The organism is Kribbella sp. NPDC049584, from assembly GCF_040675555.1.
Lineage (GTDB): Bacteria > Actinomycetota > Actinomycetes > Propionibacteriales > Kribbellaceae > Kribbella.
In genome coordinates, this window is sequence record NZ_JBFAPF010000020.1 from 1 (window position 1) to 21848 (window position 21848).

25 protein-coding genes and 1 pseudogene are annotated in these 21848 nt (G+C 65.3%); 13 read left to right on the forward strand and 13 right to left on the reverse strand.

Features of this window, described 5'->3' with window-relative positions; translation table 11 throughout:
- Window positions 1-100: pseudogene (locus AB0J62_RS40195) on the forward strand (IS481 family transposase); the annotation flags it as partial.
- 117 nt (window positions 101-217) lie between these two features.
- Here the strand turns inward: AB0J62_RS40195 and AB0J62_RS40200 are convergent.
- Entirely contained in the window at window positions 218-583 is a 366-nt protein-coding gene (locus tag AB0J62_RS40200) for a PRC-barrel domain-containing protein (protein ID WP_363883067.1), read from the reverse strand.
- A gap of 1174 nt (window positions 584-1757) precedes the next feature.
- Between AB0J62_RS40200 and AB0J62_RS40205 the strand changes: the two genes are divergently transcribed.
- The gene (locus tag AB0J62_RS40205; RefSeq protein WP_363883069.1) at window positions 1758-2441 is read left to right on the forward strand and encodes a hypothetical protein; all 684 of its coding nucleotides are present in this window, start codon (window positions 1758-1760) and stop codon (window positions 2439-2441) included.
- Between the two features lie 456 nt (window positions 2442-2897).
- Here AB0J62_RS40205 and AB0J62_RS40210 read toward each other — a convergent pair whose 3' ends face one another.
- The 3 genes from AB0J62_RS40210 to AB0J62_RS40220 all read right to left on the reverse strand — a co-directional run bounded on the left by AB0J62_RS40210 (window position 2898) and on the right by AB0J62_RS40220 (window position 4780).
- Window positions 2898-3107 (reverse strand): helix-turn-helix domain-containing protein, encoded by a 210-nt coding sequence (locus tag AB0J62_RS40210; protein WP_363883072.1) that lies wholly within the window; start codon window positions 3105-3107, stop codon window positions 2898-2900.
- A gap of 337 nt (window positions 3108-3444) precedes the next feature.
- Window positions 3445-4338: a hypothetical protein gene (locus AB0J62_RS40215; RefSeq protein WP_363883075.1), complete on the reverse strand. Its 894-nt coding sequence runs from the start codon at window positions 4336-4338 to the stop codon at window positions 3445-3447.
- A gap of 94 nt (window positions 4339-4432) precedes the next feature.
- A complete protein-coding gene (locus tag AB0J62_RS40220; RefSeq protein ID WP_363883078.1) occupies window positions 4433-4780 on the reverse strand; it encodes a hypothetical protein in 348 nt (115 codons plus the stop codon).
- Between the two features lie 896 nt (window positions 4781-5676).
- Between AB0J62_RS40220 and AB0J62_RS40225 the strand changes: the two genes are divergently transcribed.
- From AB0J62_RS40225 to ligD, 4 genes are all read left to right on the forward strand, one after another.
- Complete coding sequence (locus AB0J62_RS40225) at window positions 5677-6387, forward strand: transposase (protein WP_363883081.1); 711 nt, start codon at window positions 5677-5679, stop codon at window positions 6385-6387.
- Between the two features lie 329 nt (window positions 6388-6716).
- Window positions 6717-6965 carry a hypothetical protein gene (locus AB0J62_RS40230; protein ID WP_363883084.1) on the forward strand — a complete coding sequence of 83 codons (249 nt, stop codon included), beginning with the start codon at window positions 6717-6719 and terminating at the stop codon, window positions 6963-6965.
- A gap of 119 nt (window positions 6966-7084) precedes the next feature.
- Window positions 7085-7483 carry a VOC family protein gene (locus tag AB0J62_RS40235; protein WP_363883086.1) on the forward strand — a complete coding sequence of 133 codons (399 nt, stop codon included), beginning with the start codon at window positions 7085-7087 and terminating at the stop codon, window positions 7481-7483.
- Window positions 7484-7574: 91 nt separating this feature from the next.
- Entirely contained in the window at window positions 7575-8573 is a 999-nt protein-coding gene (gene ligD / locus AB0J62_RS40240; protein ID WP_363883089.1) for a non-homologous end-joining DNA ligase, read from the forward strand.
- A 538-nt stretch (window positions 8574-9111) separates the two neighbouring features.
- On the opposite strand, the gene AB0J62_RS40245 is transcribed toward ligD, so the two are convergent.
- The gene (locus AB0J62_RS40245) at window positions 9112-9528 is read right to left on the reverse strand and encodes a CBS domain-containing protein (RefSeq protein ID WP_363883092.1); all 417 of its coding nucleotides are present in this window, start codon (window positions 9526-9528) and stop codon (window positions 9112-9114) included.
- A gap of 176 nt (window positions 9529-9704) precedes the next feature.
- Between AB0J62_RS40245 and AB0J62_RS40250 the strand changes: the two genes are divergently transcribed.
- Window positions 9705-10223 (forward strand): DUF2231 domain-containing protein, encoded by a 519-nt coding sequence (locus tag AB0J62_RS40250; protein ID WP_363883095.1) that lies wholly within the window; start codon window positions 9705-9707, stop codon window positions 10221-10223.
- Window positions 10224-10308: 85 nt separating this feature from the next.
- Here AB0J62_RS40250 and AB0J62_RS40255 read toward each other — a convergent pair whose 3' ends face one another.
- The 3 genes from AB0J62_RS40255 to AB0J62_RS40265 all read right to left on the reverse strand — a co-directional run bounded on the left by AB0J62_RS40255 (window position 10309) and on the right by AB0J62_RS40265 (window position 13006).
- A complete protein-coding gene (locus AB0J62_RS40255) occupies window positions 10309-11283 on the reverse strand; it encodes an SDR family oxidoreductase (RefSeq protein WP_363883098.1) in 975 nt (324 codons plus the stop codon).
- A gap of 315 nt (window positions 11284-11598) precedes the next feature.
- Window positions 11599-12339, reverse strand: coding sequence for a GAF and ANTAR domain-containing protein (locus AB0J62_RS40260; protein WP_363883101.1), 741 nt, complete (start codon window positions 12337-12339; stop codon window positions 11599-11601).
- A gap of 442 nt (window positions 12340-12781) precedes the next feature.
- Window positions 12782-13006, reverse strand: coding sequence for a hypothetical protein (locus AB0J62_RS40265; protein WP_363883104.1), 225 nt, complete (start codon window positions 13004-13006; stop codon window positions 12782-12784).
- Window positions 13007-13516: 510 nt separating this feature from the next.
- On the opposite strand from AB0J62_RS40265, the gene AB0J62_RS40270 reads away from it, so the two are divergent.
- The 4 genes from AB0J62_RS40270 (at window position 13517) to AB0J62_RS40285 (ending at window position 15797) form a co-directional block, all read left to right on the forward strand.
- Window positions 13517-13726: a hypothetical protein gene (locus tag AB0J62_RS40270; RefSeq protein ID WP_363883107.1), complete on the forward strand. Its 210-nt coding sequence runs from the start codon at window positions 13517-13519 to the stop codon at window positions 13724-13726.
- Window positions 13727-13876: 150 nt separating this feature from the next.
- Window positions 13877-14101 carry a hypothetical protein gene (locus AB0J62_RS40275; RefSeq protein WP_363883110.1) on the forward strand — a complete coding sequence of 75 codons (225 nt, stop codon included), beginning with the start codon at window positions 13877-13879 and terminating at the stop codon, window positions 14099-14101.
- 602 nt (window positions 14102-14703) lie between these two features.
- Entirely contained in the window at window positions 14704-15141 is a 438-nt protein-coding gene (locus AB0J62_RS40280; protein WP_363883113.1) for a hypothetical protein, read from the forward strand.
- Window positions 15138-15797 carry a methyltransferase gene (locus AB0J62_RS40285; protein WP_363883116.1) on the forward strand — a complete coding sequence of 220 codons (660 nt, stop codon included), beginning with the start codon at window positions 15138-15140 and terminating at the stop codon, window positions 15795-15797. The genes AB0J62_RS40280 and AB0J62_RS40285 overlap by 4 nt, the downstream gene beginning before the upstream one ends.
- Before the next feature lie 26 nt (window positions 15798-15823).
- Here AB0J62_RS40285 and AB0J62_RS40290 read toward each other — a convergent pair whose 3' ends face one another.
- Window positions 15824-16612 (reverse strand): hypothetical protein, encoded by a 789-nt coding sequence (locus AB0J62_RS40290; protein ID WP_363883119.1) that lies wholly within the window; start codon window positions 16610-16612, stop codon window positions 15824-15826.
- Window positions 16546-17274 carry a hypothetical protein gene (locus AB0J62_RS40295; protein WP_363883122.1) on the reverse strand — a complete coding sequence of 243 codons (729 nt, stop codon included), beginning with the start codon at window positions 17272-17274 and terminating at the stop codon, window positions 16546-16548. The genes AB0J62_RS40290 and AB0J62_RS40295 overlap by 67 nt, the downstream gene beginning before the upstream one ends.
- A 524-nt stretch (window positions 17275-17798) precedes the next feature.
- Between AB0J62_RS40295 and AB0J62_RS40300 the strand changes: the two genes are divergently transcribed.
- Together AB0J62_RS40300 and AB0J62_RS40305 are read left to right on the forward strand one after the other, a co-directional pair.
- Window positions 17799-18104, forward strand: a complete 306-nt coding sequence (locus tag AB0J62_RS40300; RefSeq protein ID WP_363883125.1) for a hypothetical protein — start codon at window positions 17799-17801, stop codon at window positions 18102-18104.
- A 240-nt stretch (window positions 18105-18344) separates the two neighbouring features.
- Window positions 18345-18722: a hypothetical protein gene (locus tag AB0J62_RS40305; RefSeq protein WP_363883128.1), complete on the forward strand. Its 378-nt coding sequence runs from the start codon at window positions 18345-18347 to the stop codon at window positions 18720-18722.
- A 295-nt stretch (window positions 18723-19017) separates the two neighbouring features.
- Here the strand turns inward: AB0J62_RS40305 and AB0J62_RS40310 are convergent, their stop codons facing one another.
- The 3 genes from AB0J62_RS40310 to AB0J62_RS40320 form a co-directional block, all read right to left on the reverse strand.
- Entirely contained in the window at window positions 19018-20064 is a 1047-nt protein-coding gene (locus AB0J62_RS40310; protein WP_363883131.1) for a DUF3644 domain-containing protein, read from the reverse strand.
- Window positions 20065-20247: 183 nt separating this feature from the next.
- Window positions 20248-21447, reverse strand: a complete 1200-nt coding sequence (locus AB0J62_RS40315) for a hypothetical protein (protein WP_363883133.1) — start codon at window positions 21445-21447, stop codon at window positions 20248-20250.
- Between the two features lie 200 nt (window positions 21448-21647).
- Window positions 21648-21806, reverse strand: coding sequence for a hypothetical protein (locus tag AB0J62_RS40320; RefSeq protein WP_363883136.1), 159 nt, complete (start codon window positions 21804-21806; stop codon window positions 21648-21650).
- Between the last annotated feature and the right edge of the window lie 42 nt (window positions 21807-21848).

Genomic DNA, 21848 nt, shown 5'->3' on the forward strand with positions numbered 1-21848 from the left:
CCACTACAACTACCATCGACCCCACACCACCGCCGGAAACCAACCACCCGCCGCCCGACTCCACCAACACATCACCAACGTCATGACCTCATACATCTAGCCGGCGCCGAGGTCGGCGCCAGCGCAGGTGAAGCCCGCGGAGTCGCAGAAACTCATCACACGAGGCAGAACCTCAACCGGAGCGGCCCGAAGGCCGCTCCGGTCGCGAATGTTCGGACTACATCCCGCGGTCGTAGGACTCGCCGTAGTAGGTGCCCAGGCGGTCGCGGTACCCCTGGTCGTCGTAGTCGGCGGCGTCGGGCTCGTACTCCGGGGAGTCCTTGATCTGGTCCTTGGTCCGGTCGACGTACACCTTCTCGTCGTCGGTGTCGACGCGCTGTACAACGCCCGCCGGCAGCAGGACCTTGCGGCCGAGGATCCACGGGCCGGTGTCGACCACGAGCGACGCCGAACCGACGTCGTAGGTCGCCTTGTCGACCTTGCCGATGTCACCGTCGACTGCCGCGATCTTGTACCCGGTGATGTCGGTGCCCGCGCTGTAGCCGGAGTCGTTCCGGTAGTTCCACGGATCGAACACGCTCATCATCCTCTCCTTCCATGCAGGGGATTCCGGTCAGCTCGCCGGACACCCGAAGTACCCGCGCACCTCCGACTTGATGCACGAAATCGGCGATCAGACGTACCACCTGTCGACCCACCGATCACAGTCGACGCCTGGCAACAGCACGTCGGTGAACTGGACGCCTGATCCTTGAAGATGGCCGGTGGCTCGGCCGCGTCAAACGCGGCGACGGCCGAGTGACCTTCATCGACCAGAACGACATCAGGCCAACCTCAGGCGGCGGCGCCACCCCCAACCAGGAAAGGCCGGCGCCTGATGCCGGGGCCAATGCGCGAGCCGGTGATCACGCTGACCGGAGGACCCTGGGACCGACAGGCGTTCTACGTTTCCGACTGGGAAGACACCCGCCAGGCCGCCGAACACATGGGACGGACGGCCGACGAGTTCTGCGGCTGGCCGCTCGCGTACCGCCAAGAGACAACCGCCAGCAGCCGCTGGGCATGGACCGCAGGACAAGGCTGGCCTATTCCGACGCCCACCGGAAAGGCTGCGTGAGCGTCGCCAGTCCCGGGCCTGCCTGCCGGCGGGGGCCTCGCCTCGACGCTATGCGGGCGGCGGCTCCACCCGCCGGTGGCTCCGGGCCGGGGACTGGCGACACCACAACAGTGTGACGCTCCGGCGGAATCGGTGTGGCAAGTGATCCACAGTCCTTGTTTGGCCAAGACGCGGGTTTGCTGTTCGCGGCGGCGAGCAGCCCGTCGTCGAGGGCCGCCTGCAGATACGGGCCGTCGACGTACCAGTCGTAGTCGACGAGAGTGCAACTTTTCGGCCCTTCCGAGTATCGAGGTGAGCAGAAGCGTGACCACGTACTGTGACCCAGGGGGGCCTGGCAATGTCCGGTCGACTGAGCAAGAAGGCGTTTGAGGTAGTAGGAATCACCCCTGGGGCCGCGCGAGCGGTGGGTGTGTTGGCTGCCAGTGCGATCCTCCTGGCGGGGACCGTTCCTGGCATCGCAACCGCGAAAACGACGGCCTCTGTGGCCGCCTCGGCAGCGTGTCGCGTTGTCCCGGGCTCCGTGACGGCCCGCGGTGACGAAACGGGCCTGATCGTGACCGCCACGTCGCCGCCGACGGTGCAGCAGACCACTGATTCCACAGACATCTACCCCGATGGCCAAGTCCGGCTGAGCGGGACCATGGCGAACGATCCGGACGTTCCCGGTTCCGGCGGGCGGATCTGGGGCAATGTGGTGCTGGGCTCGACGATGTACGGGAGCAGCTACAACTTCCTCGAGAACGGCGAGGTCGACCGGTCGCGGGTCTTCCTCACCAGGGTCGGTGCCGGCTGGGGTGACGCGACCTTCTTCGACACGACGAGGTACTGGAACTATCCGCAGCCGCTGCAGGTCACCGCGCAGTACTCGCTCCGCAGCAACGGCACGCTCACCCGCTGGGACGACCGGTCGGGATCGGAGTGGGGTAACAAACAGACCGCGACCGGATTCGCCGCGGTCAAGACGATGGCGCTGATCAGCCAGACCGCGACGTACGACACGTTCCTCGCGAACACCCGGGGCGGCGCGCTCTACACGATCCGGATCCCCCGGACCTCGCCGATGAAGCCGATCGTGAAGCTGGTCCGCTCCTCGACCTGGCAGGGTTTCGAGTCGATGGTCATCGCGAAATGCGGCATCTACGGAACGCTGCTGCTCGGCATCGACAAGGACACCGATTCCGGCTACCTGTACGCCGTTGGTCACGCCAACGGCACCGCCACCGTCATCAAGGGACTCGGCAAGGTCCCCGCGACGTTCGCCGACGCCGTCTACTTCCGCCACACTATTCGCCCGGGCGACAATCAGATGCTGTTCGGGGAGTGAGGTCATCGTGACGAAACGGCTCCGTACTGCGCGGCGGATGGCTGCTGCCGCTGCCCTGGAGACCGGGAGGCTGGCTGTGGCTCCGAGCGAGGCCCTGGCTGCTGACACGCCACGGTGACCCGCAAGTTGAAGATGGGGTCGAGGCAGGGAAGCGGGGCCGCGCAGGCCGACTCGCACAGAAGGCATGCCCGTCCCCGCCATCTATGGATTGCGGACCAGCTCCAGTACCTGCTCGGCTGGGCGCACCGTGTTGGCCTGTCTCGCGAGTCTGATCGAAGACATGCGCGCCCGACCAACCACTCCATGTGACCCCAGTTGACCCGCCCTTCGCACTACGAATAGCCCCACGCGATGGGCGCGAAGAAACCCGGCGTCTCCGACGACGTGCGGGTGACCTGCACATTTGGTTGGTGCCCCGGCAGGAGTGTCGATCGAAGAGCGCGCGCGCCACCTGACTCAGTCACGCCTCTCATCGAGGATCTCGTCCTTGAGATCGGCGAACCAAGCGATGACATCGCTCGCGCGATATCGCAAGTGCCGGCCGACCTTCTTGCCAGGTGGTCCATAGCCGAGCGTCCGCCATCGGTAGAGCGTTCGCTTGGGCATACCGAGGTACGCCGCGACCTGATCGATGTCCCACAGCGGATCCACGTCAAGAATCGCCATCGCATGCTCCTGCCGACCCTGCAGCCACGTCTCGCCGTTCGCGATCAGCCTTCAAGACGCGGCGAAGCTCCTGGACCGACCAGCCAAGGATCTCCGCCGCGGCCTCTGACGATCGGCAGGTGCGGGCGAGATCCGCGATCTCGGCCGCTCGTGCGGCCTCGGCCTCCGCCACTCGTTCGTCGAATCGCTCGATGGCGACCGACCTCGCCTCGACTGCGCGCTCCAACGAAGTCTGTGCTTTGAGAGTTCGGGTCGTAGCCGCCTCGATCCTCGCCTGTCGTTCACGTGCACGCCGCAGCGCGGCGACTCGCTCGCTGGCTCCCATGCGCGAGCCACCTCACAAGACCGGGCCGTCGAGTTCAGGCGTCATGAACGCCGAGTCGAGCGGGCGCGCCGCGACAGACTCGAGCGAGGTCCGGTGAGCCTGAATGTACTTGTCGGTCGACTCGATCAGCTGCCGAGCCACGTTGATCACCCGCGCCCCGGTCGCCTTGATTACGCTCGTCGGCTCATTCGGATTCGCCAGCCGCGCCAGGACCGCAAGGGAGTCGAAAGACTTTGCGTGCATGCTCAGCCCGTGGTGTGCGAGCACGATGTGGGCGATCGACTCGATCTCGACCTCCCGAATACCGCGCCCCACGACTCCCCCATCGTCACCAGGCTCGGACGAGTGAAGACGAACCCGTCCAAGCTCGCGGACCAAGTGCATCAAGTCAGAAGCCTCGTCGCCCGACTGGTCGACATCGCTAGCCAAGCCGTCGCTTGCGGCCTCCCTCATCAGTCCGTCCCACAACACTCCCGCCGCGGCGCCGTTGGAGCGCGTCGGTAGCCGAGGCATGTGGATCGGTGGACCAACGGTCGCAGTCACGTCGTACACAGAACCGACCTCGAAGCCGATCACTTGTTGCTCGACGAGACCATCTGCACCGAACCTCCGGCCAGCGTCTGCTAGAGCGCCGGCCATGGATGTCCGCGAACGAGTGGGTTTCAGGATCCTAATGGCCTGCCCGGTCCGCACACGCCGCCCGAGCCTCTCCCACGTCTGAGCACCTGCAACCCAACTCGCCTGCGGCATCTGCAAGTTGATCAACACGATGTTCCCGAAGCCGTACGTCGGGAGCAACGCGGCCACATCCAACCACCTGGCCCAGTCGGATCCCGTCTCGAGCCGGCCTATCTCCGTATCAAGCGCACGGTGGAGATCCTCCGCTCGCACCTGTCCTTTGCCCATAGCAACCTCCCGATGGATCGGTTGCATAGATCAACGGACAAGCCAAGCCAACTCCTGTCCTGGATCATCGATCAGGTACATAGGCCTCGTGGCGTCACTCCTCACCAGCAGCTCGAACCGTCCGGATATCAGTGGCCGCCGTCCGAAGTGCATCTGCAAGCGCCAGCCGCCAACTCAAGTCCTCGATCGAGACCTCGATCTGATCCACCAGTTGCGCAGCCTCATCAAGCAGCACGGCCGGATCCGCGCCAAGATCACCGTCGTAGCGGACGTACGGCATGATTTCCAGCAACTCACACAGCCGATACCTGCTGAACGCCGTCATCGCCCAGCGCCCATCGGGCTCCGCCGCCTCGATCCCCTCAATGATCGCCTCAGCCCGAGTCACCATCTCGACGACCGTGCGCCGCGCGTCGTCACCTTTCGACTCCTTCTCGCCCATCACCTGACGCCTCCGTTCAGTCGTGGATTCCACAGCCGAGGACGTCCATCAGGCCACGGCGACTCAACGAATCCCGCTGACAACTTTGACGCCGCAGCATCTTGGCGCAGCATCTTGCATGTCCCGGCGACAAGGCAGCCCACGACCGAACTGCGACACGTCCAACTCGGGCGTGACCGTAGATGGTGTAGATCTCTTCCACTCACGCGGCCATTCCTTGGCAGATGACCGACAGCGAGCTCTGACCTGCGGCTTTACCTCTCATCGATGTTTGGCAATGATCATCGCCTGTCAGCGTTTCAGGAGCTGTGCGGAGCGGGGACTTGCCTGAAGCAACATTCCAAGTCTGCGACAGGCTAGTGGCCGACGCCGCCAGAAGTTCGACACTGGTCTGGCGGGAGTAACCCGGCGACAGTAAGTTGCACGATTCGCGAGGCGTCGGCTCCCTTCGCGTATGTCCCGTGGTGGCGCCCTTCCTGAACCTTGTTCGGGAGGTGTGCCGACCGAACGAGGTGGCGTAGAAGGCACATGCTCCGCGGACGAACTGCTATTAGGCCGTCGGCTTAGACTGTGGACGATGCGGCTGAGACTCGAACCGCCGATCATCTGTGCCGCTGCTACGGATGGATGAGGTGACAGCACTTCGCGTACGACGCCGTCTGGATCGTTGCAGCGGGCGGCCTTCGCTAGCGCAGCAGCTGCAGCGGGTAACTGAGCGATCAGATCTGGCACCTTCAGTTGACCAGCCACGCGGCGGGGCGCGCGGCAGCGATCGGCAATGTCGCCGCTGGACGGATCACCACCCAGACCGAGTATCGCTATGGCGGCAAGGATCCTGGGCGAAGACCGGCCTGCATGTACGCCTTCGCCGCTCCGATCATCGCCGCGTATTGCGCATGGTCGCCACCGGCGTGAATGTCGACGGGTTCCGCGAGATCCTCGGCGTCGCCACGAGTACTGCCGAGTCCGGGGCCGGCTGCAACTCGTTCTTCAAGAACCTGGTCGCCCGCGGCCTGAACGGCGTCGCGCTGGTCACCTCCGACGCGCACGCGGAGCTGGTCGACGCGATCGGCGCGAACCTGCCCGGCGCGTCCTGGCAGCGCTGCCGCACCCACTACACCGCCAACCTCATGTCGGTGTGTCCCAAGCACGCCTGGGGCGGGGTCAAGGCCATGCTGCACGCCCTGACGACTCGGTGTTCGACCAGACCGATGCCGCGGCCGTGCACACGCAGTACGACAAACTGCTCGACCAGACCGAACACACCCTGCCCGAGGTGCACGCCCACCTCGCCCGGTCCCACGACGAAATCTCGCGTTCACGGTGTTCCCCAAGACGTGTGGCGACAGATCTGGTCCAACAACTCCAACGAACGCCTGAACCGCGAGATCCGGCGCCGCACCGACGTCGTCGGCATCTTTCCGATCGCGGCTCGATCAGCCGCCTGGTCGGCGCGCCGTCCTGGCCGAACAACACGACGAATGGGCCGACGAATGGCCCGACGGACGCCGCTACCTCGGCCTCGAAGTACTACACAAAGCCGACTCACCCTCATCACCACCAACACCGAGCAGAACAACCAGACCACCGGCCCTCTCAGCGCCTAACCACCCAACGACGAACGGCCAAACGTCGTACACCACCTCACGGGACTTGACCCCGATAGACGCACGGACATTCGAGCTCTGATCCTGTCGCCGCGGACGGTTCGGCGAGGAGGAGCGGGGTACTTGGGGAGCCGGCGCACCCGGAGCAGAGTGCTCGCAAGGTGCTACTGAAGGCAGGAGATGAGGACCATGCGTCAGATCCGGATGGTGCGACGTCCGCGGCGGCACACCGGACGAAGGACGGCGACTGGTCTCGACCTCCGGACGCCTTCAGGACGCCGGTTGCCCTATTGAGGACGTGTTCTACTTCAGCCGGATTGGAAGGCCTCATGTCGATCTTCGAGCGGTTCAAGCGCTGGCGGTTGTCTCACCAACTCAACGAGGCGGACGCGCCCGCCGACAGCACCACGGCGATGACGCGAGCCGAAGGCGGTGATCCTGACCGGGGTACGCCGACGACCACGGGGACCGGGGCCAACGAAGAGTTCGTCGGCCGGGTCGCGGGCGATGACACGACCAGCGAGGAGACAGGCGCTGAGGCACGCGCCGAGCAGTCGGGACGGCCTGCCGACGGCTGACCAACTCCTACCGGCGGTCGCCCACCGCGGATGGCGGCCACACGATCCGGCTCCGGCCGACTGGATCGAGCGTGAGGTCGCGGGCGTTAGCGGGACGGCTGACAGGGCACCGGCATCTCATGGTGACGACAACAGAACGCCCCAAGGACGTCGGGGACCTCCGGCTGGCAACGATCTGCGTGAACGCGACCGACATGGACCGCGCGGCCGACTTCTGGTCCGCGGCGCTCGGGTACCGACGGCCGGAACGGATCGGCGGCACCGACCAGTTCGCCAAACTCGAGGACCCGGCAGGTGCCGGTCCCGCCGTGCTGCTGCAGCGGGCAGACGCCATCCCGGCGACGCCCGCGCCGGTGCACATCGACCTGTACACCTCCGATCGCGACGGCCATATCGAGCGGCTGCTGAAGCACGGCGCCACCCGGGCCGAGGACTGGCCGTATCCCGACCACCACGACTTCGTCGTACTCCGCGACACCGAGGGCAACGAGTTCTGCGTGATCGCCGTCCCCGCCTGAATCCCGCCTCGTTTGCATGCCGGGCCGCCGGGAACTGGAGCGGCGTGGTGAGGAACGACGCGTCGACCTTGCACGCCGAAGAAGGCGAGTGATGAACGAATTGCTCGATGATCTGCCCCCCGGCGTGCGGGCGCGGCTTCGTCCTGGTCAGGCCGAATGGGTGCCGCCGATGCTTGCGACCCTGACCGAGGACCGGTTCTCCGATCCTGGCTGGCTGTACGAACGCAAGCTCGACGGCGAACGTTGCCTGATCTACCGATCGAACAACGCCGCGGACCTGTACTCCCGCAACCGCAAGCAGCTCAACAACAGCTATCCCGAGCTTGTCGAGGCCATTGCGGCCCAGCAAGGCGAGTTCGTGGCTGACGGCGAGATCGTCGCGTTCCAGGGCAACAGCACCAGCTTCGCCCGCCTGCAGCCGCGTATGCAGGTCAGCGACCCGGACGCGGCCCGACGCAGCGGTGTCGCCGTCTACCTGTACCTGTTCGACCTCCTCCACCTCGCCGGCCACGACCTCACCGGCCTGGAACTCCGGCAGCGAAAGGCGCTGCTGCGCAAGGCCATCGCGTACCACGGTCCGCTTCGCTACACCCCGCACCGCAACACCGAGGGTGAGAGCTACTGGAAGCACGCCTGCCGCCAGGGCTGGGAGGGTGTGATCGCCAAGCGCGCGGACGCGCCGTACGCCCAGGGACGTTCCCGGGACTGGCTCAAGTTCAAATGCGCCGCTGAGCAGGAGTTCGTCATCGGCGGCTACACCGATCCCCAAGGCACCCGAATTGGCTTCGGCGCTCTCCTCATCGGGTACTACGAGCGCGGGCAACTCCGCTACGCCGGAAAGGTCGGTACGGGCTACGACCAGCGGACCTTGACGCAACTGGGGCAGCAACTGGAGGCGCTCGAGCGCGACGAGCCGGCCTTCACCGGCGGAAAGCTTCCCCGCCTCCGGGTGCACTGGGTCGAACCGCGGCTCGTCGCCCAGGTCGGCTTCACCGAATGGACCCGCGACGGCCAACTCCGACATCCGAGGTTCCAGGGGCTCCGCCGCGACAAGGCCCCACTCGACGTCGTCCGGGAGAGTACACGATGAAGATCGCCCGCGGACCGTTTAGCTGAGCAACATCGGCAACCTCGTCGAGTACTACGAATCGATCGCCCCGCAGGCGGTCCCGTACCTGAAACGCCGTCCCTCGGCCCTCGAGCCGTACCGAGCAGACCGCCGCGCCGGCCAACCACCTATTCCACGGTCAGCGTCCAGGTCAGCCTCAAGGCTCGGCTGACGCCTCGCGTGCCCTCGCAGCAGGGTGATGACGCAATTTCCGAATGCGCCGGTCGTGAGGGTCGCCCCGCACCTAATGTTGGGCTAGGCCGACCCAGCCGGTTTAACGCGTGCTTGGCTTCGGACAGGGCGGCTAACCACGCGCTTTTAACGCAGGCATGATTTGATTCGGACCTCTGTTCGAATCTAGGTACCTTGATGGCACTCTGGGTCGGTTCAGGTGCGTCCGTCCGACGACGGATCCCACTCGGCGTCCCGGGCAGTGCAGTCACCGGACATGGCACCCAAGAGGGCATGCCAAACGCCTGACATGCCCTCTCGTCCCTGTCGAGCGGCAGTCTCGGTGGTGTCAGTTCGACTCCGAGATCTCGCTGACTGTTTCGCCGGCCTTGGTGGGTGACGCTTGAACGAGGTCTGCTTGAGCGAGCATGCCGACCAATTCGTGGCCGTCGATCACCGGCAGACGCCGTACCTGGTGCTCCTCCATCGTGCGCAGGGCCTCCTCGAGGCTGTCGTCCGCGCCGACGGTTACCGGCTTGCCCTGACCGAAGGACCCCGCGGTCACCTGGGCCGGGTCCCGGCCGTCGGCGACGCAGTTCACCACGATGTCGCGATCGGTGAGCACGCCTTTCAGCCGGTTGTCCTCGCCGCAGATCGGCAGCGCGCCGACGTCCAGATCGCGCATTTTCCGCGCCGCGTCCACCAGCGTCTCGTTCTCGCCGACGCACTCGGCGCCCGGCGTCATCAGTTCCCGTGCGGTCGTCATCTCATCACGCTCCCGAACTCATCCGCTATAGCCGCGCGGTTCCCACTCGGGGACGCTTGAAACGCTGAGTCGGAGCGGTTGTTTTGACCGCCTTTCGAGGGGGTACCGCAGCGCTGCATGGAACGGGCGCCGTACGCGGTTGTGCCGCCGGGTGCGGCTCGGACGAAGGAGCAGTCATGGAAGGTCAGCAAAGGACTTCCTTGCAGCAGGCAAAGCAGCCGCGGACCGTGTTGGCCGGTCCGTACGGCCATCCCTTCCACCCGATCCTCGTCACAGTCCCGATCGGAGCCTGGGTCGCGAGCCTGGTGTTCGATGTCGTCGCGCTGGCCGTCGAGAGCGACGAACAGACGTTCGCCGAAGGCGCGTACTGGTTGATTGCCATCGGCATCATCGGCGCGGTGGTCGCGGCGATCTTCGGCCTGATCGACCTGCTGGCGATCCCGCGCGGGACCCGCGCTTTCCGGACCGGCATCACACATCTGATCCTGAACCTGACGGCCGTGGCGCTCTTCGTCCTCAATTTCGCCATCCGCGCCGCCCAGGACCACGAAGAGGCTTCGGTCGTGGGGTTCGTCATCACGCTGATCGCCCTCGGGGTGCTCGGCGTGTCCGGCTGGCTGGGCGGCAAGCTCGCGTATCACTACGGCGTCCGCGTAGCCGACGAGCACACCCAGAGCGAGGGCTTCGCCCAGTGACGGCGAACGTCAGCCGGCGCTTGGCCGTCGGACTCCAGGTTCGGCCCCTGTACGCCTAAGTGATTCGGCACCCCAGAGCATCCGATCAAGGCCGGCGCCAGTCGTCGGACGTGAGGTGGCTACCGGCCATCGGACCCATCTGAAGCATCCCGCCGTCGGCGACGATGCTCGTGCCGGTGACGTACGCGGCGCCGGGGGAAGCCAGGAACGCGATCACGGCGGCGATTTCCCGGGCATCGCCCGGCCGGCCGAGCGGCACGCCGGGGCGACGCGTCTGCCGTGGATCCTCGTCCGTCTGACCTGTCATTGGCGTCGCGATCTCCCCCGGCGCGACCGAGTTGGCGGTGATGCCGTGCTCTCCCAGCTCGAGGGCAAGGGTCTTCATCAGCAAGCCGAGTCCGGCCTTCGCCGCGTCGTACGGCGCCGATCCCACCCGCGGCTGATGCTCGTGCACGCTGGTGACCGCGATCAGCCGGCCACCGTTGCCGGCCGCGATCATCCGACGAGCCGCGCGTTGCAGGCACAGGAACGCGCCGTCGAGGTCGACGCTGATCACCTTGCGCCACTCGTCGTACCCGAGATCGACGGCGAGTTGGCTGCTGCCAGTTCCGCTGTTGTTGACCAGTACGTCGAGGCCACCGAGGCTGTCCGCGAGGTTGTCGATCACGTCGGCAGCGTCGGGCAGCTTCTCCAAGTCGAGGTGCTCGACAATCGCACGACGGCCGATCTCGCGGATCTCCCCAGCCGTCTCCTCGGCGCCGCTCTTGTCGCTGTGCCAGGTGACTCCGACATCGAAGCCGTCCTTCGCCAACTGGACGGCCGTCGCCCGCCCGATCCCACTGTCCGAACCCGTCACGATCGCATGAGGCATGATCCGGCGGTACCCCGCGTGCGGCGACGGAAACTCAGCACTTGGCGTGGTCCAGGGCGTGTTAAGTGCGCGTTCGAGGGCGGCGCGGACCTCTTTATCGGCGAAGCCGGTCGCGACCTCGGCAACCGTGTCCGCGATCGCGTGGCCGTGCCGTACTGCTCGGGGACCGTCGATGTCGTTTCTGGACACCACCGATCCCGGCCACGGTGCCCGCCGAGAAGGTCGGCGAGTTTGGCGCCGACACACCGCTAGCCGCGCAAGCCAGCTGGTTGAACTCGCGCCACGCAACGTTTCCTCGCCTCCGACGACTCCACCTACGAGCGCCTTTCACGCCCGGCCGTCGCACTGCCCCTCGCGCCGGTTGCCATCCACCGGATGCTTTACCAGCGAAGGTTCCGCGACCAACTCGCCAAGATCAGCGATCCCACCGCCGTACGCCGCCGCCACCGCCGGCCGGCGGAGTGAACAATGACGTGGTTGCCGGGGGCCGTCGGCAGCCTTGGGCTATGCCGGAGTTTGCACCGGCGGAGGAGGTTTTCCTGGCCGGTGTGGCCGGCACTCGACTGGGGTGACGGCGTCGGCGATGATTCCGGCCGCGACCTCACGGAGCTTGATGTTGCCGGTCTGGGAAACCCGTACGAGAAAGGCGAACGCACGGTCGGGGTCGAGCCGGTAGCGCTCAATGATGATGCCGACGGCTTGCCCGATCAGCTGACGACTGTGCAGAGCTTCACTCAAGGTCTCGTCATGTCGTGCCCACCCCAGAGCCACCGCTACGAGCCGCGCGAACATCATCCCCAACTGCCGGGAATCCGTGTCGATCTCGTGGGCGCGGGTCGCATAGAGATTGAGCGCGCCGCGGGCATGCGGTTCGGCATGGAACTGGAACGCCAACTGCGACCCGAGCCCGAACGAGGCGGCCGCTCTCGGGCCGTACGCCGGCCAACGCAGATCCGAGGCCAGATCGTCGACCTGCACCACTGGTACGCCGGTCACCGCCGCGTAGCATGGCCCCTCGCGCAGCTCGTACTGGAGCTGATCGGCTTGGATCGCAACGCGGTGAGTCGGGGCGAGGGTCTCGATCCGGCCGGTCTTGCTGGTGACCGAGATGCTGGCGTAGTCGATCCCGGGAATCGCCTCGGTGGCACTGCGGGTGATCTGGTCGAGCGTCGTCTGCAGATCGATCGGCACCAACAGCGAGGTAGCCACCTCGTTGATCACGGTGATGAGCTCATGCATCTCCATGACAAGCACCTCCCCGCGCAGACCGAATCAGTCACACGCGCCACCCTCAGTCTGCACCCTCCACCGCCTAAAGGCGCGCAGGAACCAGCAGCAATCAGGCAGTTCGCAAGCGGCGACCGACAGTACTGACGGTGCGCGACGACCGGTACGCCATCCTTCGTCAATTTCGACGCCACCGCCCGACGAGAGGGAGATGGAGGCGAAGGAAGGGGACCCCCGTCTCCACACGCATCCGGTCGGACCGAGGGATCAGCGTGGCCGTGGAGGCCGCCACCACCGCACGCCTCTGCGACTGACTGCTACTGCACCCTGCCCGCCAACTGGCCCGCCTGCGCCGAGCACGAGATCCGAGCGCCAGCGGTCGGTTGGTCACGTTGACCTTGAACGGGTGACTGGTCTCAGGCTGACACACAAAGCAACAACCTCTGACCAGACGCTGGCGTCAGCCCTTCGACGCAGCGGCTTTGCCACCCTTGCGACCGGCCTTCTTCTTCTGCGCAGTCGTTCCACCCTGGCTGCTCTTGCCGCCCTTCCCGCTCTGCTTACCACCATGCTCACTGGACTTCGGCGAGTTCGCGATCTTGGCCGCACGCTCCTTGGACATCCCCTTGTCCTTCAGCGCCTCATACTGCTTCTCATTCTTCACATTCGCAGACTTGCCAGGCATGACTACCTCCCACTCGTATGCAAACTCGGCCCCCCAGTACCCAGGCGTCGTGTGCCAAAAGCAGCAGACCGAGGCGACGTTTCTCCACTGCGGTACATCGCCCCCGCCAGATGTTCGCCACCTGTTTCGCAGTTGAGCGCCTCTGTGCTCAAGCCCGACCAAAATCTCACCTCGCTCGCCGTGGATGCGTTCGTACCGATCAATTGCTCCATCTGCTGTGTGTCGAGGGCATGAACGCGACGGTAGTCATTCAGCAGGCCGGAGCTCCAACTGCAACACCGGCAACGATGCTCGGTCACTCGTCGTCCCGGTTCGCGCTGCGTCGCCGACCACCTCCTCGACTCGCCCTCCGCCCGCTGGTGACCCCGGCTCCCTGCCGGTTCGCCACGAAGCAGCTGGCGCGGGTCGCGTCCCGTCGTACGTCGAACTCAGCTGACCCGCGATTTGGTGCGGCTCCATCGGGGAACAGGTGGGTCCCGTCTGGACATGCACCAGGACAGGTGATGACTGATGCGATCGACCGGCCCGAGACGATCCACGGCCCGGCGTGAGCGCCTGGAACTGATCGCCAGCACCGCGGCCTTCGCCATCTGCGTTGCCACAGCGGTGTTCCTGGCCTTCTTCGGCTCGTCCCAGTTCCTGCTGTTCGTGGCCTCCCTGTGCGCGGCGGTCGCGCTGTTCGAGCTCGCGGTGACTCTCTCGACTCGTTTCAGGCCCTGATTTGGAGCAGGTCCGCGTGGCTGAACGTATCCGCGTGGCGACGCTGAACATCTGGTGCCGGCACGGCGACTGGCCTGCCCGGCGCGACGCACCCCGCGAAGGATTCAAGGAAGTGCGCCCGGACTCGTGTCGAGAAGATCGAATCTGTGCGTGACCGGGCGAGTGAACCCGCAGGACTTCCCCGGACGGTCGACCGCCGCAGAGTTCGAAACGCCCTCGGGACCCGTGCTCTTCGTCAACCACAAGCCGAACTGGCAGGTCGGATACGAACGCGAGCGCGAATTGCAGGCCCTCGGCGTCGCACGGTGGATCGACCAACTGGCCGCCGACCGAGACGCTCGGTTCTTCAGCGATCGATCCGCATACATGTGCTGAGGGACGCGTTTGGGGCGCGGAGAGGTGGATACCCGGATGGCGTCCCGGCGCGGTCGAACAGCCGGCCCGATTTCGGCGGGACCCAGTCAGGCAGGACAACCGCCATGCTGCCCACTACTTCCGCACCCTCCGGCAAATCTGACTACAGCGACGAGCTGCGACGACAGGGCCATTGCTGCGATCCGCCCACAGCGCCACCGGCAACCACCACACGGAACCGCTGAACCAGGCCATCGTCGCCGTCGTTCCACCCACACAAGCAGTCGCAGCCCGATACCGCGGCCGCGGCATCGATAGTGACCGCATCGAACAGATGCGCTAGTCACCGCGATATCAGCGGCACGCCCGCTCGGGGAGCACTGGCATTGGACGGAGTCGTGACTACGACGGAGGCGTCGACCTACCGATGCTGTCCACCACCACGGCCGAGCCTCCTTGATCCCCAAGGCTGATTTTGACCCTGCCCAGGTCGACCGGGTCTCGGGAGCTGGCGTCAAGGCGGGCGGATGGCTGGGCAGTCCGGGCGACTGATGCCGCACGCGTAGGGGTTTCCGGAGAGTCGCGGGGGTACCGCTCCTCTCCCTTTCGGCAAAGGAGTTTTCATGTTCGAGGTCCCTCGTGACTCTGGTCGGCTCCGGTCCCCGTGTGGCGCCATCTGCCGAGGAGCCGTCGGCCTGGAGCACGAGTTGCTCGTCGTACGGCGCGACTGCCTGCCCGTGGACGCCAGCGACGTGGTGACGGCTGTTGCCGATCCGAGAGTCAAGCTAGAACAGCCGGCATATGAGCTTGAGATCGCGCTCTCGCGGACCGAGCGAGCTTCCGACCTCGGGTCCCGCTATCGCGAGGTCGTCAGTCGCCAAGTGGTTTCGTCATCGCAGGTTCACCACCGCCTGCACGACCTGGTCAACATCGTCGAACCCGACGCGGCGGGCGACCTGGACGACGTACGGACGATGGTCGGGAAGCCACTGGTGGAAGGTGTTCGGACGCTCGGCCCGGTCGCCGTCGTCCCTCGGCTCGCCGAGGTGCTCGTTCCATGAGACTCCTGACGCTGCCCGGCGTCTTCGCGCCCATCTCCGACTCCTGGATGCTCGCCGAAGCCATCCGCCAAGAACCGCTCGGACCGACCGCAACAGCACTCGACCTCTGCACCGGCAGCGGGGTTCTCGCCCTCACCGCGGCCCAATGTGGTGCAGCCACGACCGCGACAGACGTCTCCCGTCGCGCCTTGCTCACCGTCCAGCTCAACGCTATCCGCCACGGCGTGCGGGTCCGAACGCTTCGTGGGCAGACCTTCGCACCCGTAGTCGGCGAGCGGTTCAACCTAATCGTGAGCAACCCTCCGTACGTCCCCTCTGCGCGGCCCTGCGTACCCCGCTACGGCCGATCCCGGGCCTGGGAAGCAGGTAACGACGGACGGATCGTTCTCGACGGGATCTGCGCCGGCGCAGCCGCCCACCTACGTCCGGGCGGCGTCCTACTCCTCGTGCATTCCTCGCTCATCGGCGTCGACACAACGCTGTACCGCCTGCGCGAGACCGGTCTCGTGGACGTCGAGGTACGAGAACGCATGAACGGACCACTCGGCCCGCTCATGCGCGCCCAGCAACTCACCGGAACCATCCCACTCGGTATCGACGAAGAAGACGTCGTCATCATCCGCGCCGTGCTACCGAAGTTTCGTACCAGTACCTGAGCTCACGCCCACCACGGTCTGGTCGCTCAGCGCACAACGCGGATGGTCTTGACCGACGGGTCGGCCGCGTCAGGGACAACCATCGTCGCCTCGACACCCGATCGGAGGTAGTCGACGACGCCCGGCGTGATGCGCTCCCCGGGCAAGATGGCCGGGATGCCGGGCGGGTATGGCGTGACCTGCTCGGCCGCGATCCGACCCACCGCCTCCTCCGCCGGTACCGTCTCCTGAGCGGCGAAGAAGGCCTCGCGGGGTGACAGCACCTGTTCGAGCTCGAGATCATCCGGCGTCGGCAGAACGACGGACTTCGGTGCGGGCAGCGACGTCCGAGTCAGATCGGTCAGGGCGGAGATCAACCGATCGGCCTGCTTCTCGTCGTCGGCGAACGTGAACTGAGCGACGATCCGCCGGTGATCGGCGAGTCCCACGTTGATCGCGCGCTCTGCTCGGAGCCAGTCGGATGCCTGGTAGCCGGAGATGCCGGCGTCCAGGGTGTCGACCATGATCTGCAACCGATCGAGGTCGTGGGAGGCCTCCTTCGCGACCAGGCGGTCCTCGAGGACATTGAGTCCTGGCAGGTTGTCGATCTCGGTCCGGGCCTCGGCGGCAAGCTTCAGCGCGGCTCCGAGCAATTTCTGGCCGTGCAACGCCATCTGTCGCCGCCAGCCGTCCATTGCGGCGTACAACAACACATTAGGACTCGTGGTCGACAGCAGATCGGCGCAGTGGCTCAGCCGGACCGAATCGATCAGGTCGCCTTGCAGGTGGAAGACCGAGCCTTGCTCGAACCCGGCGCCCATCTTGTGGATCGACACCACACAGACATCGCGCCGGCATCCATCGCCCACGTCGGAAGGTCGTCGTGGAACGGCAGGTGCGCGCCCCACGCCTCGTCCACGATCAACGGCTTCCCACGGAGGTGGCACACCTCGGCGATCGCCTCGAGATCACTACAGGTGCCGTACGGCGACGGACTGGTCACCAGGGCACCGACCGCCTCCGGATGCTCGGCGAAGGCACGGTCGAAAGCCTCCGGCGACGGCGGGTGCGCCAGATGAAGCTCAGTGTCCCAGCGCGGCCGCACCCAGATCGGCTCGATCCCGGTCAGGGTCAGTCCCGCAATAACCGACTTGTGCGCGTCCCGGCCGATCAGCATCGACTCCCCCGGCGCCGCGACCGCCATCATCGCGCTCTTCACCGACAACGAGCTTCCACACGTAGAGAAAAACGCGTGCTCCGCCCCGACCGCGTCCGCCATCAACTCCTGCGCCTCCTGCACGACCTCGCCCCGGCTCATCCGGTCGTCGAGACCCCCGGTGGCCAGAACGTCGGAGCGGAACACGTCGGCGCCCAGGGTCCGCAGTACGGCGTCGTCGGCACCCAAACCTTGCTTGTGACCCGGCGGGCAGAAGTTCGCGTACTCCCGCCGATGGTAGTCCGCGAGGGCCTCCAGCACCGGGCTCCTGGTCTGATCCATGCCGCTCCGGTACCCCCGGCAGCAAATCGCAGTCGAAGCTCAGCAGCCAACGCGCAGAGTCAGGACGGATGAGGTCATGTGGCGCGGGTGAGACGTGTGTTGGAGAGCGGGGTGACAGCGCGGGACTGGCGGTCTGCGAGCGCGGCGAGGGACGCTACTTGCCAGCGCACGGCTCCCGAAGTTTCTGGGGTGCAGACTTGCAGAGGTAGACGTCACGGCGGACGAGCATTCGGTCTGCCCGACCAGCTCGCAACCGGCCGTCGGCTCCGCGCGACGTGAACACCGATCCGGGCAAGTCCTCCGGTCTCAGACGTCGAGGTGCCGCACATCAACTCGACGGAGGTATGGCGAGATGGCTTGTGTGAGGGATCAGTGGACGCGGCCTGTGAAGCGGGCCGACGGCAGCACTGCGCGACTTCGAAATGAGCGGTGGGCGAAGGGGAAACGGTGGTTGGCGGGACGGGTGGATCCGGCGGGTAGGCAGCGGACGAAGGCCTTCAGTACGAATGGGCCGGCTGAGCGCCATGCAAACGCGATGGACACAGACCGGAGCGTGGGGAGTACATCGATCCGAAGCCGGGAAGGTTCGGTTCTGGGAGGTTGCGGAGCGGTGGCTGGCCTCGCGGGTGGTGGATCCGGCTTCGCTGATCCGGTACGAATCGTCGTTGCGGCTGCATGTGGATCCGGAATTTGGGCGGCGGCAGTTTCGGACGATCAAGCCGTCGCAGATTGCTGCTTGGGTGGCTGATCTGGATGCGCGGTTGGGGCCATCGACCCCACGTACGGCGTTCCTTGTGTTGCATGGGAGGTTGGAGGTAGGTCGCGGTTGATGACCAGGCGATCAAGAAGAACCCGACCAAGGGGCCGGTCGGTTAAGGTCCCCGCCGCGAAGAGCGGACGGACGATCAGTTGGAGCGACGAAGTCGTGTTTCGGATCGTGGAGGGTCGCGCGCCGAAATACCGTCTGATCGCTTCCTTGGGGTCGCGCGCGCTACGGCAGGGTGCGTTGCTCACGCTGGCAGAGGAGGACGTCAACTTCGCCGAGATGGTCATTCCATGTGCGGCGGCAGGTGAAGAAGCTTGGGCGGGACTTTGTCTTCGCGTTGCCGAAGAACGACACCGAGCGGACGGTGCCGATGTCCGGCGGGACGGCGCTCGTCGTCAAGGAGCACATCCCGGCTTACACACCCCGGCCGTACACCCTGCCTTGGGAGAAGACCGACGGTGAGCCGCGGATCGTGAAGCTTCTGTTTCGACCGATGACAAGCACATTCGGGCGCGGACGTACGACAAGTTGGTCTGGAAGGCGGCGGTTCCACGCAGGCGTGATCGCGGCCCAAAGGCGAACCGGCACTACCAACCGGAAACCAGCCTTTGAGCCTGCGGAACACCTACGTGATGCGCATGCCGGAGATGGCTCGGGCGATCACCAAGCGCAGGATATCTGAGGTGCCTTCGAAGATGGTGTAGATCTGTTCCAGCCGCGAACAGACCGGCTCGCGGATCGCCGAAAACGGCCTCCGACCTGCGGTTTTGCACCTCATCACTTCTCGTTGACGATCGTCGTTTGCCAACGTCCCTCGGAGCTGGGACGGAGCAGCTATTTGTCTATAGCAACTTTTTGGCAGCTCGTAGGTCTCCCAAGGCATCAACCCCACCGCCCGGCCTTGCCCGAGCGCGGAGTGAACACTTGTGGCGAGCTCCCGAAACGGAGGACACAGCTCGCCCGACAACGATGGCGGACTATGACGGCGCGTCAGCGGAAGGATCATAGACGCCATGTCTCCTCAATGTCTGACCGCGAGTTACGGTGCGGCTCTTCGTGTACTCAGCCTTGACCGAGTCGTAGTACTTGTCGTCGTACGACGACAGGTGGGCATCGCCGGACCACACGTAGCTCGAGCCATTGCTGTGTCTCCAGGCATATTTCTGGTTGTCACGCAGGCCCTCTTTCCAGCAGATCGCCGCATAGTCATACGACGTCAGCTTTCGCCCTTTCCGGCGCTTGTTCACTCTCGCCAGCAAGTCGCTCGTGCTGTAAGGGTGTGTCTGATTCGGATCCATCTTCTTCCAGACGATCTGACCCGTAGCCGTTGACGAGACCGCGACAGCCAGATCGGCGCTGGTCAGCTTCTTGACCGATTGAAGATTGATGTCGTATACGGTCGCCACACGGGCAGTATCACTACCGGCAGCCTCGGCTGCGTCCATGAGACGACGCAATTCGTCGAGGAAGTCCTGAACCTCTGCCACCGCAGCAGCGCTCTTATCAACCCGCATGAACTGCACTGCATCGCCAGGCGCAGAGGCGCCGAGAGGGAGCAGTTGCCACGTGATCGAGTCGGCCAGATCCTTGTTGAACTTCGCAACCATAAAGTCCCGGAAGTTCAGGACGTTCTGCTGGAGAAAGGGATAAATCACCGAGCCGAGGCTTGGCGCGTTGTACAGGTGAATCGCTCGGTCGCGGTACTCGGCTAACGCCTTCACATTCGCGAGGATCGCCCCACCGTCGGTCTTCTTCGGCCACAACTTGCCCGCGTCGACTCGCCCGAGCGCATCGTCGAGAGCAATCGATCGGTAGCGCTGATTCCGCTGCTTGCGGTAGAAGATGCTCTGACCCGCTCTCCGGAGAGTCGCCTTCAGAGCCAGCTCCCACGCGTTGACGATCGCGATGACGGTGATCTCTTCGCGATAGGTCATCCGCGGCTTGTTGTAGACCTCGATCGCCGACAACATCGCCGACATCGCATTGTCGACCAGACGCCGGCTCGAGACGTACGGAGCTCCCACGCGATCACGTGCCCTTGCGGTTGGACGGCAAGCCTAAACCTGCGCTGAACATCGTGGCCCCCACAGTGTTTGTCGGCAAAGAGTCAACGATGGACTACGGCTACCCTCCGTGTCCATAGCAGAGCGTGACCGGCCCGCGAACTGAAGTACACGTCGGTGAAAGCTCGGCCGCTCACCGTGGTGTCAGGCGTCGGTCGGGCGGAGAACCACCGGGATCACTGCGAGGAGGACCCTCCGGCCTTCGTCGTCGGCGGTGAGGACGTAATCGGCGCGCTTGCTCGGGTCTGACGCATCTTTGGTCAGGACGTGGCGTGGATGCGCCTCGACGGCGGTGTGGAGTTTCTCGATCGTCGCTCCAGGATTCTTCGTCCTGATGAAGACGATGAGGGCGGCCTTGGAGTCGCGCCAGACGAGGTAGCCGAGCAGTTGATCGAGAGCAGCGGCCACGACCTTGGCGCCGTCCCAGACCTTGCACTCGGCGATGAAGACGTTGCGGTCCTGGTAACGGATCAGAATGTCGGTCTTGCCGCTGCCATTGAAGAGTTCACCGCCGGCCGCGCCCTCCCAATACGAGTTCAGGTTCCCGAGCAAGAGGCCACGCAGTTCCTCCTCCTCGAGCTTGGCCCCGGTCCCGGGGGTCCGCTCGAGCGAGTTCGCCCATGCGCGGGCAGCCTGAAGCACATCTTGATAGATCGCCTCGTCCAGCACGGGCTCAGGTACGAAGGCGGCTTGGGCGTTTCGCGCCCGGAGCGTCACTTGCTTCCGCCGCGCCGGAACGGGCAGCCGAGACTTCGACGCATGGACGGGGATCCCGAGTGATTCCTCCACGGCACGGTCGTTGAGGATGCGTCTCTTACGCGCCACGTAGGTCGCACGAATGCTCTGCTCGGCGGGAGCACGGAAGGCGTCGAGATCGGCGTTCGCCCAGCCGATTCGCTGCTCGACGTTCTGCCTGACCTGGTCGACCCGTGCTCGGATCGCGGCGGCATCGAGTGTCCGCTCGATCACCTCCACCTGCACGCCTTCCTTCGAAACCTTGCCGTACGTGCCTCCGAGGCTGAACCGGGAAGCTCGGTAGTCGAGCATCTCCGTCGTACCCGAGATCGGGTAGGTGATGGCCACTCGGCTCGCAGGCACGTCGTGGACACGATCGGGGTGGAACTGGTCGTTGAACTGGGTGACGACCTCGGTCACCGGAGTCCGAGTCGGACTGTCCCAATCGACGCGGATCTCGGTAGGCAGGTGCTTCTCGAGCAGCGCGGCCACCAAGACATCCCCGTTTTCGCTGAGGATCACGTCAGGCTCGATCCTGGCAACCTCGTCGAGCGCGCGCTGAAGCCGACCACGCAGATAGTCGTCCAACTGCCGGCCAGTACCCCACACCTCGAGCCCCCAGAGATTCTCGAACCTATGTTCGACGGATGGCTATACCTCCGTGGGTGCGCGTCGCCTCGAGCCCCGCTGCCGATTTGGTGCCGGCGCCCCGGGCGCGTTCTTCCGAGCAGCCATCCACACTGGTGGTCTCAGGTGCCATGGCGGGGCGTTGCCACCGTACGGTGGACCGAAATCATGGTGGACGACCATCACTGGGGCATGGTCAACGCCCGGTCCCGGGTCAGCACCGTGGGCGGAAAGTCAACGAGCGGCCAGGGGGGAAGGCTCGCCTTCACCGGCTCACCGACGTAGTAAAGCAGTTTCGCATGATCGTCCGGAGTGGCGAAGTAGTAGACGGCGGCTACCATCCGGCCAGTCTGTCATCGGCATGACAGCGCGCAGAATGCGGC

What these genes read in the sequence shown, in the direction of transcription:
- AB0J62_RS40200 (WP_363883067.1), bottom strand. Translation starts at nt 583, where the DNA reads ATGAGCGTGTTCGATCCGTGGAACTACCGGAACGACTCCGGCTACAGC.
- AB0J62_RS40205 (WP_363883069.1), top strand. Translation starts at nt 1,758, where the DNA reads ATGGCGAACGATCCGGACGTTCCCGGTTCCGGCGGGCGGATCTGGGGC.
- AB0J62_RS40210 (WP_363883072.1), bottom strand. Translation starts at nt 3,107, where the DNA reads ATGGCGATTCTTGACGTGGATCCGCTGTGGGACATCGATCAGGTCGCG.
- AB0J62_RS40215 (WP_363883075.1), bottom strand. Translation starts at nt 4,338, where the DNA reads ATGGGCAAAGGACAGGTGCGAGCGGAGGATCTCCACCGTGCGCTTGAT.
- AB0J62_RS40220 (WP_363883078.1), bottom strand. Translation starts at nt 4,780, where the DNA reads ATGGGCGAGAAGGAGTCGAAAGGTGACGACGCGCGGCGCACGGTCGTC.
- AB0J62_RS40225 (WP_363883081.1), top strand. Translation starts at nt 5,677, where the DNA reads ATGGTCGCCACCGGCGTGAATGTCGACGGGTTCCGCGAGATCCTCGGC.
- AB0J62_RS40230 (WP_363883084.1), top strand. Translation starts at nt 6,717, where the DNA reads ATGTCGATCTTCGAGCGGTTCAAGCGCTGGCGGTTGTCTCACCAACTC.
- AB0J62_RS40235 (WP_363883086.1), top strand. Translation starts at nt 7,085, where the DNA reads ATGGTGACGACAACAGAACGCCCCAAGGACGTCGGGGACCTCCGGCTG.
- ligD (WP_363883089.1), top strand. Translation starts at nt 7,575, where the DNA reads ATGAACGAATTGCTCGATGATCTGCCCCCCGGCGTGCGGGCGCGGCTT.
- AB0J62_RS40245 (WP_363883092.1), bottom strand. Translation starts at nt 9,528, where the DNA reads ATGACGACCGCACGGGAACTGATGACGCCGGGCGCCGAGTGCGTCGGC.
- AB0J62_RS40250 (WP_363883095.1), top strand. Translation starts at nt 9,705, where the DNA reads ATGGAAGGTCAGCAAAGGACTTCCTTGCAGCAGGCAAAGCAGCCGCGG.
- AB0J62_RS40260 (WP_363883101.1), bottom strand. Translation starts at nt 12,339, where the DNA reads ATGGAGATGCATGAGCTCATCACCGTGATCAACGAGGTGGCTACCTCG.
- AB0J62_RS40265 (WP_363883104.1), bottom strand. Translation starts at nt 13,006, where the DNA reads ATGCCTGGCAAGTCTGCGAATGTGAAGAATGAGAAGCAGTATGAGGCG.
- AB0J62_RS40270 (WP_363883107.1), top strand. Translation starts at nt 13,517, where the DNA reads ATGCGATCGACCGGCCCGAGACGATCCACGGCCCGGCGTGAGCGCCTG.
- AB0J62_RS40280 (WP_363883113.1), top strand. Translation starts at nt 14,704, where the DNA reads ATGTTCGAGGTCCCTCGTGACTCTGGTCGGCTCCGGTCCCCGTGTGGC.
- AB0J62_RS40285 (WP_363883116.1), top strand. Translation starts at nt 15,138, where the DNA reads ATGAGACTCCTGACGCTGCCCGGCGTCTTCGCGCCCATCTCCGACTCC.
- AB0J62_RS40295 (WP_363883122.1), bottom strand. Translation starts at nt 17,274, where the DNA reads ATGGATCAGACCAGGAGCCCGGTGCTGGAGGCCCTCGCGGACTACCAT.
- AB0J62_RS40300 (WP_363883125.1), top strand. Translation starts at nt 17,799, where the DNA reads ATGCAAACGCGATGGACACAGACCGGAGCGTGGGGAGTACATCGATCC.
- AB0J62_RS40320 (WP_363883136.1), bottom strand. Translation starts at nt 21,806, where the DNA reads ATGGTAGCCGCCGTCTACTACTTCGCCACTCCGGACGATCATGCGAAA.